Annotated in this window: 15 protein-coding genes and 1 pseudogene; 8 read left to right on the top strand and 8 right to left on the bottom strand. The window is 59.9% G+C overall.

What is annotated here, in order from left to right; translation table 11 throughout:
* Nucleotides 1–63: 63 nt before the first annotated feature.
* The 7 genes and pseudogenes from R3E49_RS07420 to R3E49_RS07390 all read right to left on the bottom strand — a co-directional run bounded on the left by R3E49_RS07420 (nucleotide 64) and on the right by R3E49_RS07390 (nucleotide 7,438).
* Complete coding sequence (locus R3E49_RS07420) at nucleotides 64–1,467, bottom strand: TonB-dependent receptor domain-containing protein (protein ID WP_371294469.1); 1,404 nt, start codon at nucleotides 1,465–1,467, stop codon at nucleotides 64–66.
* Nucleotides 1,415–2,860, bottom strand: a complete 1,446-nt coding sequence (locus R3E49_RS07415) for a TonB-dependent receptor plug domain-containing protein (RefSeq protein ID WP_371294468.1) — start codon at nucleotides 2,858–2,860, stop codon at nucleotides 1,415–1,417. Before R3E49_RS07415 ends, R3E49_RS07420 begins: the two co-directional genes overlap by 53 nt.
* Nucleotides 2,860–3,822, bottom strand: coding sequence for a FecR domain-containing protein (locus R3E49_RS07410; protein WP_371294467.1), 963 nt, complete (start codon nucleotides 3,820–3,822; stop codon nucleotides 2,860–2,862). The genes R3E49_RS07415 and R3E49_RS07410 overlap by 1 nt, the downstream gene beginning before the upstream one ends.
* Nucleotides 3,819–4,400 carry an RNA polymerase sigma factor gene (locus tag R3E49_RS07405; RefSeq protein ID WP_371294466.1) on the bottom strand — a complete coding sequence of 194 codons (582 nt, stop codon included), beginning with the start codon at nucleotides 4,398–4,400 and terminating at the stop codon, nucleotides 3,819–3,821. Before R3E49_RS07405 ends, R3E49_RS07410 begins: the two co-directional genes overlap by 4 nt.
* Nucleotides 4,401–4,404: 4 nt before the next feature.
* Complete coding sequence (locus R3E49_RS07400; RefSeq protein WP_371294465.1) at nucleotides 4,405–5,766, bottom strand: spinster family MFS transporter; 1,362 nt, start codon at nucleotides 5,764–5,766, stop codon at nucleotides 4,405–4,407.
* Nucleotides 5,767–5,900: 134 nt separating this feature from the next.
* Nucleotides 5,901–7,241, bottom strand: a pseudogene (locus R3E49_RS07395) (dipeptide ABC transporter ATP-binding protein); the annotation flags it as partial.
* Entirely contained in the window at nucleotides 7,187–7,438 is a 252-nt protein-coding gene (locus R3E49_RS07390) for a transcriptional regulator (RefSeq protein ID WP_371294464.1), read from the bottom strand. The gene R3E49_RS07390 and the pseudogene R3E49_RS07395, both read right to left, overlap by 55 nt.
* Nucleotides 7,439–7,590: 152 nt before the next feature.
* Here R3E49_RS07390 and R3E49_RS07385 point away from each other — a divergent pair, with 152 nt between their 5' ends.
* The 8 genes from R3E49_RS07385 (at nucleotide 7,591) to R3E49_RS07350 (ending at nucleotide 12,984) form a co-directional block, all read left to right on the top strand.
* Nucleotides 7,591–8,022, top strand: coding sequence for a hypothetical protein (locus R3E49_RS07385; RefSeq protein ID WP_371294463.1), 432 nt, complete (start codon nucleotides 7,591–7,593; stop codon nucleotides 8,020–8,022).
* Nucleotides 7,998–8,327 carry a hypothetical protein gene (locus R3E49_RS07380; protein ID WP_371294462.1) on the top strand — a complete coding sequence of 110 codons (330 nt, stop codon included), beginning with the start codon at nucleotides 7,998–8,000 and terminating at the stop codon, nucleotides 8,325–8,327. Before R3E49_RS07385 ends, R3E49_RS07380 begins: the two co-directional genes overlap by 25 nt.
* 397 nt (nucleotides 8,328–8,724) lie before the next feature.
* The gene (locus R3E49_RS07375) at nucleotides 8,725–9,861 is read left to right on the top strand and encodes a hypothetical protein (protein WP_371294461.1); all 1,137 of its coding nucleotides are present in this window, start codon (nucleotides 8,725–8,727) and stop codon (nucleotides 9,859–9,861) included.
* A gap of 133 nt (nucleotides 9,862–9,994) precedes the next feature.
* The gene (locus R3E49_RS07370) at nucleotides 9,995–10,297 is read left to right on the top strand and encodes a helix-turn-helix transcriptional regulator (RefSeq protein WP_371294460.1); all 303 of its coding nucleotides are present in this window, start codon (nucleotides 9,995–9,997) and stop codon (nucleotides 10,295–10,297) included.
* A gap of 261 nt (nucleotides 10,298–10,558) precedes the next feature.
* Complete coding sequence (locus R3E49_RS07365) at nucleotides 10,559–10,789, top strand: hypothetical protein (RefSeq protein WP_371294459.1); 231 nt, start codon at nucleotides 10,559–10,561, stop codon at nucleotides 10,787–10,789.
* Entirely contained in the window at nucleotides 10,789–11,556 is a 768-nt protein-coding gene (locus R3E49_RS07360; RefSeq protein ID WP_371294458.1) for a hypothetical protein, read from the top strand. Before R3E49_RS07365 ends, R3E49_RS07360 begins: the two co-directional genes overlap by 1 nt.
* The gene (locus tag R3E49_RS07355; protein WP_371294457.1) at nucleotides 11,553–12,506 is read left to right on the top strand and encodes an AAA family ATPase; all 954 of its coding nucleotides are present in this window, start codon (nucleotides 11,553–11,555) and stop codon (nucleotides 12,504–12,506) included. Before R3E49_RS07360 ends, R3E49_RS07355 begins: the two co-directional genes overlap by 4 nt.
* Nucleotides 12,463–12,984, top strand: a complete 522-nt coding sequence (locus R3E49_RS07350) for a terminase small subunit (RefSeq protein ID WP_371294456.1) — start codon at nucleotides 12,463–12,465, stop codon at nucleotides 12,982–12,984. Before R3E49_RS07355 ends, R3E49_RS07350 begins: the two co-directional genes overlap by 44 nt.
* Before the next feature lie 34 nt (nucleotides 12,985–13,018).
* Here the strand turns inward: R3E49_RS07350 and R3E49_RS07345 are convergent, their stop codons facing one another.
* Entirely contained in the window at nucleotides 13,019–13,267 is a 249-nt protein-coding gene (locus R3E49_RS07345; protein WP_371294455.1) for a hypothetical protein, read from the bottom strand.
* Nucleotides 13,268–13,494: the final 227 nt, after the last annotated feature.

Genomic DNA, 13,494 nt, shown 5'->3' with positions numbered 1-13,494 from the left:
TGGGTGAAACCCATCAAGGAGACGTAAGCGGGACACGTTTACCCCACCCCGGACCCGATCGAGTCAGATGCGACGGTTCAATTCGACATACCAGAGCCGCCCTCTCGGCTCGTGGGTCCGGCTGTCGTAGCCAAGGAAGCCCCGCAACGACGGCGGATCCCTGTCGGTAAGATTCAGCACGCCGGCGCCAAGACTCCAGCCGTCCAGGCTCCAGCGGTAGTGGGCATCCAGCGTGGTGTGACTGGCGATATGCCGGTCACCGTCAGTATCGTCCCGATAGCTGTCCACATGGTTGAGCTGCAGGCGCCCCCGATGATTCCCTGCCTGCCCGTCCAGCTGCAGTTGCGCCCGCCAGCGCGGCAGGGCGCGCACACCAGGCAGCGTGTCGTTGAGATAACCGACGGCATCCCGGCGCTGCTGCCGCACGTGATCCTCGACACTGTACCCTCCCACCCAGTTCAAGCGTGCCGAGGGGGTGAGCAGCGCCCCATCCAGCTGAATGCGCTGTTCGAGCTGGGCGTCCACCCCCCAGGTTCGCAGCGAAGCACCATTGACAAAAGCGGTGGTCACACGCGCGATATGACCGGTCAAGGGATCCCGGTGCACGCGGTCGAGGGCCGACGGGTCTCCCGCCTGCGCGGCATCCACGATAAGCTGCGCCGGCTCCTTGAAGATCAGGTCGTCAACGGTGTAGTGCCAGAAATCGAGGTCCAGACGCCTGCCCGCCTGCTCGCCCAGACTGATCCCCGCCGACCAGGCATCTGCGACCGCGGCCTTCAGGTCACGCGAACCCTCGGCGACGATATTGACGAAAACCGGCGTGTTCAGAGTCTGTTGGTCGCTCACGGCAGTACTCACCGACTGCCTGGCAACCCGCTGGAACAGCGTGGGCGCGGCGAAGGATCGACTCCAGGCACTGCGCAGGGCAAACGCGGAGTCGGGATTCCAGAGCAGAGTCAGTCCAGGGGACAGTACACCCAGGCGACCATCGTAGTCTTCATGTCGCAGTGCCAGCTCCATGCTCAGGGTCGGATCAAAGCGCTGATGCCATTCTGCGAAGAGTGCGCTCACCCGCTGGCTGCCGCCAAAGTCCGGCCCGCCCCCCAGCGTCAGAAACTGCTCCTGGTTAAACGCGGGGGCAAAGCTGTGTCGAAGGGCCTCGCGGCGAAACTGCAGGCCCAGGGCAACCGCATGCTGACCCAGTGCAGTGGCATGCCAGTCGCTCGAAGCAAGCAGTTCCGCCACAGTGAGACTGGAGCGTCCGCGCATCCCCCAGTCCGCCAACAGACCATCCACCAGAGCCGGGTCGTTCTCGCTTCCATACAGGGGATTCCAGTACTGATCGGCTGCAGGTCCGCCGCGCCCAGCCAGGGCGGCCTCCAGCCGCGGCCTCAAGGTGTCGCGGCGCTCGTAATCAGCGCTGTTGTGGCTGTGGGAGAGGCTGGCACGAACCGACAGCAGGGGCATGTGCCGCTCGATCTCGGCCGCCACAAATACGTGTTGATAATCGCTCCCGGTCACCGACAGGTGAACCCACCCCGCGAACCCGACCGTAGAAAAACGCCGGCTCTCCGAGAAGATTGCCCGGGTTGTGTACTGGCACTTCGGGAATGTGTCGGGCGAAGGGGAAGGATGGCGATGCCCTGACCGCCACCTCTGCGCGATTCCAGGCGAGAGTCAGGCTCGCCCGTTGCGTGGCAGAGGGCACATGCTCCAGCCGCGTCCACCATTGCTCGCGCTGCTCCTCGGGGGTGAGATCAAAATATCCGGAAATATCCAGCTGGCAAAAGCCGGTCTCCAGATCCACCCGGGAGTTGCCCACGCCGCAGGACGGATCGGCAAGAACCTGATTCGGGCTCACGAAGGTCCCGGGGAAGCCGAGGCTGCTGAATGCAGTCTGCTGGGCAAAGGCGCGGTCCTCGGTGGACAGGGCGGAGCGCTCCAGCTGACTGAATGCCCCGAGCCAGCGAATCTCGCCGTCGCGCAGCCACTTGCCGGCCAGGGCGGACACTCGAGTATCCGCCTGATCACGGTTGTCAGTTGCCTGGTGGCGCAGGACAAGCTCCAGCCCCTGAAATTGCTCCCGGGTCTGCAGGTTGACAACACCGGCCACGGCATCGCTGCCGTAGACTGCGGATACCCCGCCGTGCACGACATCAATGCGCTCGAGGGCAATCGCCGGCACCAGGTTGCCAACATCGACAAAGGTCTCGCCTTCAGCCGTGGCCACGGCCGCCCGCGCGGGCCGCTTGCCGTCGAGAAGCACCAGCGCCGAACCCAGACCGAGGTTGCGCAGGTTGAAGGTGGTGGCACCCGCCGTCAGCGGCTGATTGAGGTTGTGCACCTGGATCTGGTTGCCGGAAGTGGAGGGAAGACGCCCCAGCAGTTCGCCCAGCTCGGCGATGCCGGACAGTTCCATGTCTGCCCGGTCCAGGCGCACCAGCTGCAGGGGCAGGTGTTTCTGGGGCTCCCGGGGAATGTGGCTGCCAGTCACCAGCACCTCCTCTTCGGGTGCCCGGGGCACGGGACGTTCGCGCTCCGCGGGAACCTCCCTCGGCGCCAGCACGACGGCACCGGAGGGCGTGAAGCTGAAGGTGAGAGGAAGCCCTTCAAGCAGACTGGCGAGGGCCTCCTCGAAATCCTGGACACCCTTAAGCGCCGGCGCCATAAGACCCCGGGTCAGTGTCGAAGCAAACAGGATGGGACGCCCGAACTCGGACGACAGCCGCAACGACTCGGACAGGGGCTGGGCCGGCAGCACCAGTGAACGTGACGCGGGACCGGCATCGTCGGCGGGCACGGGCCCGGCGCAGACCAGGCAAAGGAAACACGCGACCCGTGCCAGCCAGCGGCCCTGCATCAGCGCGCGCGCAACAGTACCCGTTCGGGGGTTTGGGTCACCCGGGCCGGCAACGACAGCTCTATGGTCTCGAGAACAGCAGGCACATCGGCGAAGTTGTCAAAGGCACCGGTCACGCGCATGCCGGCCAGGCGGGTATCCGCGATCACCACCGGTTTACGGCTGTAACGGTTCAGGTCGGCAACCAGGTCCGCCAGCGGGCTGTCCCTGAACACCCTGCGCCCGTCGCGCCAGGTAGCGATCTCCACTGAGGGCAGGTCCTCCAGTCTATACAACTCGCTCTGGCTGAGTTTGAGTCGCTGCCCGGCGGTGAGAGAAACCTGGTGTGAGCCCCTCGACACCGAGACCTCGCCCCGGGCCACGGCTACGGTAATCTGGTTGCCATTGCGGTGAATGTTGAAGGCCGTGCCGAGAACCCGAACCGTACCCACGCCCACGTCGATCAGGAACGAACGATCAGCATCCCGAACAACATCAAAATAGGCCTCGCCATCCTGGAGCAGAACGCGCCGCTGGTCCGGGGCAAATGCCACCTGCATCCGCGAACGTGGACCCAGCTCGATCGCCGAACCGTCCTCCAGCACGATCGGGCGAAGCTCCGCGGTCCGGGTAACGTACTGCCACTGGCTCGACGCCTGCCCGGTGCCCGCCAGTTCGCGCCAGGCCAGACCACCGGCGAGCAGGACAACCGCCAGGGAAGCTGCCAGTGCATGGGGAAGCCAGCGGAAACGCCAGCGAACCGCCGGTGGCCCGGCATCCAGCCAGGTGCTCTCCGGCACCTGGTCGAGCTCGCTCCAAAGGCGATGCACTTCCGCGAACTGGCGGCGATGCTCCTCCGAGCGCGCCAGCCAGGCTTCCAGGGCACGCTCGTCCTCGGGTCCCGCCTGCCCTGAACTCATCCGCAGAAGCCACGCCCGGGCTTCCTCGCGAAGCGCCGGAATTGACGGCGCGCCGCGGCTCATGACGTGCCCCCCAGCTCCCGATCCAGTTGCCGCAGGGCCTTCATCATGTGCTTTTCCACCATGCTGACGCTGATGTCCAGATGCTCCGCCACTTCAGAATAAGTAAGCTGGCGGATCTTGTGCAGGTAAAACACCTGCCGACGGCGCGGGGGGAGGCGCCGCACCGCTGCCTGCAGGGCCTGCAGACGCTCCCGGGAAAGCATCGCCCGCTCGGGACCCGGGGCCTCGTCCGCGGACGCCGCTTGCAGGTAGACGATATTGTGGTGGCTGCCGCGCGCGCGCAGCTGCCGCAGGCGGTCCACCGCCAGATTGCGCGCCGAGCGAAACAGATAGGCCACGGGGGATTCGGCATCCCGCAGCCGGTCACCGGCATTCTCGCTGGCCAACATGCGCAGGAAGGTGTCCTGCACCACATCGTCGGCATCCTCGGCGGTATCCAGCGTACCGCGCACATGGCGCTGCAGCGACGCCCGGTGCTTCGCGTACAGATCCTCAAGGTGCGACTCGTCTTTCATGGGGCGAAGATTACCACAGAGTGGATCGCCGCCCTGCCCGCGCAGAGGTTTTGCGACAATCATCGGCCTACTCCAGGTCCGCCGCCTGCCGGTAACCCCGCATCCCCTGCAGCACCAGAACAATCGCCAGTGGACACACCAGCAGGGGCAGCACAGCCAGGGAGTAGCGCAACGCCAGGTCGTCGCCAAACACAAAGTCGGTCAGCATGGCCACCGCCGTGGGTCCGAAGGCCAGCCCGAAGAGATTGGTGACGAAGAGCATCAGGGCGGAAACCTGGGCGCGCATCCGGTTGGGGGTGATGAACTGCACCGCGGCAACGCCTACGCCGTAGTGGGCATTGAGGAAAAACACAATCGGAGCCGCCATCCACACCGCCATGGTCGGTGAACCGCTCAGGGGCCCCAGCACCGCGGGGAGTATCCACAGTGCCGACACCGCCAGGATGATGCGCAGGGGCGCATCCTGGTAGCCCCGCCGCATCAGGGGTTCCACCGACCAGCCACCCACCAGTGTTCCCGCACTGCCGGCGATCAGGAACATCAGACCGAACTGGCTGCCCGCCTCGCCCCGCGGCATGTCGAAGGTGCGGATGAGAAACTCCGGATACCAGGCCATGGTGCCGTAACCGAGGATACCCAGCACCGCCACTGAACCGATGGGTGCCATATAAGCGCGAAAGTGCCTGCGCAGGTGCGCGCCAATCTCCGCCAGACCGTGGTGCACCTCCGGAGCGCCGGCCGCCGGGGTGCCGGCCACCGGAGCGCCGGCCGCCGGGGTGCCGGCCGCCACGGTGCCGCTGCGGCGCACCGGCTCGCTGAGAAACCCGAGAAAAATGGCCAGAATGAAACCGGGGGCGCCCACCGCGATGAAGGTCATCTGCCAGGGACGTACCTCGCCGAACAGGGGCAGAACCAGCTGCTCGGCGGAGGCAAACCACTCGTACACCGTGCTGCCCACCACATAGGCAAGACCGCCACCGAGAGTTATGCCGAGGCTGTAGATGGACAGGGCCCGGGCCAGCTTTTCCTTCGGGAAGAGATCACCCAGCATGGAAAAGGCCGCCGGAGACAGGGTGGCCTCACCGACGCCCACGCCGATGCGGGCCAGGAAGAGGGTGAAAAAACTGCGCGCGGTACCGCACAGGCAGGTCATCAGGCTCCAGGCCACCAGCCCCACAGTGACAATCCACTTGCGGCTGTGGCGATCCGCCAGGCGCGCGATGGGCAGGCCCATGACGATGTAGAACATCGAGAAGGCAAAGCCGTGCAGCAGGCTGTACTGAAAGTCGCTGATGGCAAAGTCGCTGCGAATCGGCCCGATCAGCACCGCCATCACGTTGCGATCGATAAACGACAGAATGTAGGCCAGCAGCAACAGCAGCAGCGCGTAATTGGCTCGCCAGGGCGAGGGGAAATCGGCTTGGGACACGTGGATAATCTCGCAGCTTTTGACTGATTGACGAAGGCCGGAGGATCTTACCTCACCCCTGATGCTCACTCGATGCAGATTTCTTCCGAATCGCAGCCTGCGGAAAGGCCGACGTGTTCGCCTCGGTTCACGCGCTAAAGCAGGCTGCGGCCGGGAATCGACTCCAGCAACTGGCGCGTGTAGGCCTCCTTCGGCTGCTCGAAAAGCTGTTGGCCGGGCCCCTCCTCCACGATGCGCCCCTTGTATAGGACGATAATGCGATCGGCGATATGCCGCACCACCGCGAGATCATGGGACACGAAGAGCATGGTCAGCCCGTACTCCTGCCCCAGGGCGAGCATCAGGTCCAGAATCTGCGCCTGGATGGTGACATCCAGAGCCGACACCGGCTCATCCGCCACCACGAACTCGGGCCGGGTGGCCAGGGCGCGACCGATGGCAATGCGCTGGCGCTGGCCGCCGGAAAACTCGTGGGGATACTTGCGAATGAAGGCGCGGGCCAGACCGACGTCATCCATCAGCTTGAGCACCCCCTGCTCCACGCTCCTGCGGGTCTCGATGCCGTGCAGCAGCAGCGGCTCCGCCAGGGTGTCGAAGACGGTCATGCGAGGATTCAGGGACGCGTAGGGATCCTGGAAAATCATCTGCATGCGCCGGCGCATCTGCTTGAGGGCCTTGCCCTCCAGGGCAGTGACATCTATCCCGTCGAAGTTCACTTCACCGCTGGTTACCGGCACCAGGCGCAACAGCGAGCGCCCGATGGTGGACTTGCCACTGCCCGACTCCCCCACCAGCCCGAGAATCTCCCCGCGGCGGATCGAGAAGCTGACGTCGTCCACTGCCTTGACCGGTTCGCGATGCTTGCCCTGGCCAAACCAGGTACACAGGTGACGCACCGTCACCAGGTCCTCGCCCACGGACTCCGTCGGCACCTTGCTGCCCCCTGGGATAGCCGCCAGCAACTTGCGGGTGTAGCGGTGTTCGGCGTGCTCGAAGATCGCCCGGCGATCACCCCGCTCCACCACGCGCCCCTTCTCCATCACCACAATGTGGTCGGCGATATCCGCCACCACCGCCAGGTCGTGACTGATGAAGATCACCCCGACATCGTGGCGCTTCTGCAGATCCGCCAGCAGGCGCAGAATCTGCGCCTGGATGGTCACATCCAGGGCTATTGTCGGTTCATCGGCGATCAGCAGCTTGGGCTCGTTGATCAGCGCCATGGCGATCATCACCCGCTGGCGCATGCCGCCGGAAAACTGGTGGGGATACTGGTCGATGGTAGTCTGCGGATCGCGCAGACCCACTTCTTCCAGCAGGGCAATGGCCCGCTCTCGCGCTTCTGCCTTGTCGACCCCGTGGTGATAGCGCAGGGGCTCCATCAGCTGGTCGCCAATGGTCATGTAGGGATTGAGGCAGGTCATCGGGTCCTGGAAGACCATGGCGATGTCCCGCCCGCGGATCTGCCGCAGTTCGGCTCACCCCAGATCCTGTCGAAGAGCTCTTCTTTGCTAATCAGGCGGCCGGGGTTGGCCGCCAGGTACTGCAGAACGCGGAACGACTGCGGCCGCAGCGTGATCGTCTCGCCGTCCCGCAGGACCGCGCCCCGACTTGTGTCGATCGCAAAATGCTCAAATTGCCTAAGTGCTCCTGAGGCCACTGCAGAAGTCATTCACATACCGCCCTTAATGCCGTTTTCCGCGAATTTCGCGCTGATTTCGTGAACTTTCGTCCAGTTTTCGTCACTTCACTTGTCTCAGGTCCTACCCTGCGGGTGCGAATTGCGAATTCTGTCCTGACAGCGAATCCGAGGGAGTACCCATAATGAAGCAGTCGATTCTGATAGTCATCACCTTGTCCACCCTTCTGCTGGGTGGCTGCAAGATCCGCATCGAGGTGCCGGAAGGTGGCCGTGTCACCACCGAGTCTGGTAGCTACGACTGCGAGACTGGCGCGGTTTGCGAAATCGATGTCGTGGACCTGTTTTTTGATGAAACCTTCCGCGGCGAACCGGCGACCGGCTACCGCTTCGACAGCTGGCTTAAGCGCCAGCGCGGCCTGTGTGGCGGCTCCGATGGGTCCTGCCGGCTCTTCACGTCGGGCTTCGAGGGCAATGACATCCTGATGGGCTTCCTCGAGCGACAGGAGGAAGTATTTTCCTCGTACCCCAGTTTGTGCAGATTCCCACGGATGCATTTGACCCGGCGCTCATCCAGTCGACGGCGTTCCTGGTGCGCGAGTCTGGCCTCTCGGTGACCTATCGCTTTTCTGAGAACGGCAACTACAGCAAGCGCGCCGGGCCGCTCTTCGCTACCGGAAAGTACACCTTCGAACTCAACGACACGGTCATCAACTACACGCAACTCGCGGACACGGACAGGGACGACCTGACGGGCTACGCCGTCTTCGAGAGCTTCGACGCCGCGAACGGCATGTACAGGGTCTGCTACACGGACGATCAGGATGTGCGGTCCGCGAGCACGGCGGTGGACATCTGCGCAAACGGTGGGCGCGGTAACCTGTCAGAGCCCACGCGGCTGCGTTTCTTTATCCAGGAGTAGTGACCGCCACCGGGCATTCAACAGCGGCCTTCCTGGATTTCTTTTGACTTGCTTGGATGGGTGTTTGGTGGAGGCGGCGGGAGTTGAACTATTAACCTATATATTTGTTTTAAATACGAAATAATAATTAAAGTGTTCGTTAGTGTTCCTAAGCGTGTTCCTAAGACGTAATGTCAGCCCGGTTTGGGATGTATTGAGTGTACTGGTGATGGCTATTCAGTGGAGTAATATGGATCTGAAATACCATGATGACCCAAGTAGCGACACTAAAATGGACAGCCACTTCCTAGTTACACCTTCGGCATTTTACGTGGGCTAGTCGAATGAGTCGCGGAGCCTCTCGAACTAATAGCTGGTAGCATTGAAGTCAGTCTATTGATGTGGAGGAGGCCTCATAGTGGCCCGCGGTTCAATTTCTGCTCGCGATTATATCCCCTACCCCAAAGCCATGAAGTTACTGGCCGATCGGTTGGGGGCGACACCCGACGAGCTTGCGGTATGGATCTTCTTAGAACCAGGCAATGGAGGCATTGCGGCATTCGAGAACGCGAACGAACTGAGCTCGCCTCCAAAGTTTCGCTTCGAGGAATATCTTGGCGAGGATTACCTTGAACTCCTTATGGGGTGTTGGTTTCGCCAGGAGGATGTTGATAGGTTTAAACCAGCAGATCGCTACATTACCGGTACGGCGCTGATCAGCCGATGGAGTAATCAGGCCTATATCCCGAATGTGGTAGCTTTCATTCGTGCAAAGGTCAGAGAATCGCGTTTGCTCGACATTCATCCAACGTTTACTTGCACGCAATGGACTCACAGCGAAGATTCATACTATCCCCCTCTTTCTGCAGGCTTGTTTCAGGTGAGGCAAATCGAACAGGTTGAGTCTGAGGATTGTCTGGATGTAGGAACGAACTCATCGATTGCCCTCGGTGGACTCGAAACGAAATCACCGGCTAGTAATCCGGCCATTGCGAAACAAACCTCAGACAGCGACCGATGCTCTGTTTTTCGTGATATGGATAAACTCAACCCCAGTGAGATTACCATCACTATCCTTGGCGATGTTGTCGAATCCGGATTATCCGGGAACAATATGCTTGAAATCTCTGCGCGAGGCGAAAAGCGGCGTGTATCTCTTGCAGAGTTCGATCTTGTGGATAGACGGCGGGGCTCATTGAACCAAAAGGCAGCGGTGTTGGTCGGTCTGGCGAAGAAGAAGAAATTCTGCAATGCTGAAGTGAAGAATGCCAAGATCATGGAGCGGCTGCGTAAGACACTTCGCGAACGACTCGGTTTCCAGATAGACCCATTTCAGCCTCACAGTCAGGACTTGGGCTGGCGACCAAAATTTGCAATACATGATCATCGCGGTCGCTTAGACGAGCGCGCGAAAGTCGATGCTCAGCGCAGAACTTTATCGCGAGATTACCTGGAAGCCCAGGGACGCGAGTTTGCGAACTCTGAGACAAGGTTCGACTTCGAAGACGATGATGCGGACAAGTGGCTCAGGGCCAACGAACTAGGCCATGAGTAATGACAAATCCGGAATTGTCATGACAGATCGGGTAATTCTAACGTTTTGTTTATAAAGGATTTTATTTGGTTTTGTGACATGTCATGCAGAAGGTTATGCGGAGACGTTCCGCTAGAGCCTATGAGGTACAGACATGGCCACTACAATTCTTCGCCTTCCTTCGGTACTCCGCGAGCGCGGTCGATCCCGCAGCGCACACTATCTTGATATTCAGCTAGGGCTGTTTACTGCCCCAGTTCCATTAGGCCCGCGCGCTGTGGGCTGGCCAGACTATGAAGTTGATGCCATCAACTCGGCGCGAATCGCTGGTTGTTCGGACGCTGAAATAAGAGCATTGGTACGCCAACTATTGGCTCGACGTAAGTTGCTCCTACCCTCAGTCGTTCGAGATTCTGTGCCCGTCACTCGTGATGACGAGGTGGCAAAAAATGACTAACTTGGCTGAGTTGGCGCAGGAAATTTGGGATACGGCTTCTCCAGTCATTTTGTTGGATCCTTCGACAGCCGCCAATATTCCTGGCGGGTTGCAAATACGCAGGTACCAAGACGCGCTTGTGACGCTCATCCGGAATGAGGAAGGCGCGATCGTCAACTTGTTTCGAGTTTACCCTGACGGAAGGACGTACTTGTTAGGGGGCCTCAATTTTATCTGTGGGTACTCGAAGTGATCCGCCGCCGCGAACCGAGTTTCGCTGGTATGCCTGCCTACTATGTTGACGAGGCTGGCGCCCCTCTTTTTAACGACCACGGGCAGCTTGCCACCGATGATGACGTGTACCGGTCAGGCTACTTCACGGAGCTTGACCGCCTGACGCTTGAGCTTTGCGTGCATGAACGAGCGGCAGGAGCGAATCTGCCGGGCTGGCTCATGGCGGCCGAACTCACCGCATTTCAACGTCAGCGGTCAGCAGACAGAGAGGTGGCCTGATGGCGCGCATACGAACAGTGAAGCCAGAACTATCGGCCCATGAAGGTATGTTTGACCTGGAGGAAGCAACAGGGCTCCCGGTTCGGTTCGCCTGGGTGATGTTATTCACGGTAGCCGACAGAGAAGGGCGATTTCGTTGGCGTCCACGAACTCTAAAAGCGCAGGTTCTTCCTCACGACAATCTGGACTTCTCACGCGTGCTTGACGCGTGGCTCACGGGTGGTTTCATCGTTAAGTATCGTGTTGGTGACGAGTTGTTTGGCTGCATACCGACCTTTGCAAAGCACCAGGTCATAAACAACCGAGAGTCTGGCTCGGCTTTGCCCTCGATTGACGATGCAGATGAGGTGATCGCCGGCGAGCACAAGGGCCACGACGCGTGCGGCACGCATGAGCGACGCGAGGGTGAGGCGTCACCTTCACGTGAAGTGTATGCACAAGCGGAAGGAAGGAAGGAAGGAAAGGAAGGCACGGCTGCGTCGCTAGCCGAGCGGTTTGATGACTTCTGGAATTCATGGCCAACAGACATGGGTGAAAAGGGTAATCGTAAACGCGCCCTCGACCAGTGGCAGAGGTTGAAGCCAACACCCGAGTTTGAGAAAGAGATCAGGGCTCGCCTTGAGCAACAGGTGCGTGTCAAGCGCGACCTTAGAGCGCAAGGCCAGTTTGCCGCCAACTTCCAGCACGTCGAGCGATGGATCCGGGATCGTGGCTGGGACAACGAAGTTGGTTCTGTGGCCGCAGACACGCTGGAGTACATTGTATGAACTTCAATGACAGCCAGGTCTCCTACACCGACAAGGACTTGATAGCCTTCCTTGGCCGGCAAGAGTCCCAGAGTATCCGCTGGGGCAACGAATACACCGACGAACTCCTTGACCACTTCAAGAATGGCGAGGTGCTCACCGGCGCTAAATTGCCTTGGGTAAAAGCACAAGATCTTGTGCGCTTCCGTCCCGGCGAGGTCTCAATCCACGCGGGCATGAACGGCCACCGCAAAAGCATGGTCACCGGGCAAATGATGCAATGGTTTGCGGCCCAGGGTGAGCCCGCTGGCATCGCCAGCTTTGAAATGCCTGTCAGGGACACCCAGAAACGCATGTGTCAACAAGCGGCAGGGACGCAAGACCCTGCTCCGGAATTTATCCATGCCTGGGCCGAGTGGAATCATCAGAACCTTGCATACTACGACAAGCTGGACACTACGCCATCCTCTCGCGTCCTGGGTGCCGTGTTTTATATGGCGAAGGAGATGGGCTGCAGACACATCTTGATCGACTCCCTGACAAAGTGCGGGTTGCCGTATGGTGAGCGCGGAGCAGAGAAGGACTTCATCGACGCACTGTGCGCAACGGCAAAAGTTTTCCAAATACACATCCACCTGGTATGCCACGTTCGCAAACCTAGCTCGCAGGGCGAGGAATACATACCCAACAAGTTTGATGTTCGCGGGGCAGGTGAGCTTACCGATCTTGTGCACAATGTGTTCATACATTGGGCAGACAAGAAAAAGGTGAGGCTTACCGTCAAGCGCGATAGTGGTATTCGTCTCACAGAGGCCGAAGCTGGATACGTTGAAAAGCATTTCGACCAGCGATTCATTGTGGAAAAGCAGCGGAACGGTGAATTTGAAGGCACCATCGGCCTTAATTTTGGTGCTGGTCTGCAGTTCAATGAAGGCCGTCCTTTGGCACTCAATTTCAGAGTGGCCCAATAATACCGGTGAAAAACGGCATGTTGATGAGAAGACGATGATGACAACAGAGGCGCTAACTCAAAAGCAATTACTGTTTGTGGAGAATTACATCCAGACCGGGGGCAATGGAACCGCGGCTGCACGTGCCGCTGGCTATCGAGGTAGCTCTGCCACCCTAGGTGCAGTTGCCCATGAGAACCTGAATAAACCTCATATCATTGATGCGGTCGCACGACGACAAAGAAAAATTAGACAGCGGCTGGAAATCACAACGCAGGCAAAGAGAGAGCGGCTATGGGCACTCGCAACTGAGGCTGGGGGCAAGCGCGAAGTCAGTCGCACCGAGGAAGTTGAAGTGGCTCCTGATGGCACGATCGTTAGAACGATTTACGTTGAAATGTCGCCGTTCGACCCGGCTGCCGCAATCAAGGCAATCAAGGAGTTGAACATCATGGATGGCGACTACACAGTGAAGCAACGCGGGCGGTATATGTGGTAGAGCTAACAATTTCCAGCAAGATGCCAGACGCTATTCAGATCGAGCCGTCCTTCAAGCCACCCGCTGAATTTTCCTGAAGGATGGCCAGCCACAGATCCCCTAACGTCTCAGGGGGCTCCGTGGGAGAATCGCTGGGGGGCAGCGGCAGCAACTCTAGCGCCGCGTGAATCTCTTGCACGTTTTTGGCTTTCCTGATCGCTGCTATAAACGCCTTTTCTTCTTCCCGGGGCATCAACTCCGGCCTCGTAGAGCTCGTAATTTTGGCAGTGTAATCGTGTGCCATTACGCGCTCTATCCTACACGGATATGACATAACCGCCTTTGATTTCTGCAGCCGCCACAGAGCGGACTGGCGAATTTGTGAGAGCCACCTTCCGTGGTTGGGGTATTCTGATATTCTTCTGATTCTAAGCCTTGGCAGATAGCTATAAAGACCCCTGAGGATTTCAAATTGGACGAGGGAAGAAAAAGATCACTAATCCCACGGCCTGGTTCGGAGCTCGCCGTATC

Origin of the sequence: Haliea sp. (genome assembly GCF_041395985.1) — a bacterium.
In the GTDB taxonomy this organism is placed as follows: Bacteria; Pseudomonadota; Gammaproteobacteria; order Pseudomonadales; family Halieaceae; genus Haliea.
This window is presented reverse-complemented; position numbering and strand designations above follow the sequence as displayed.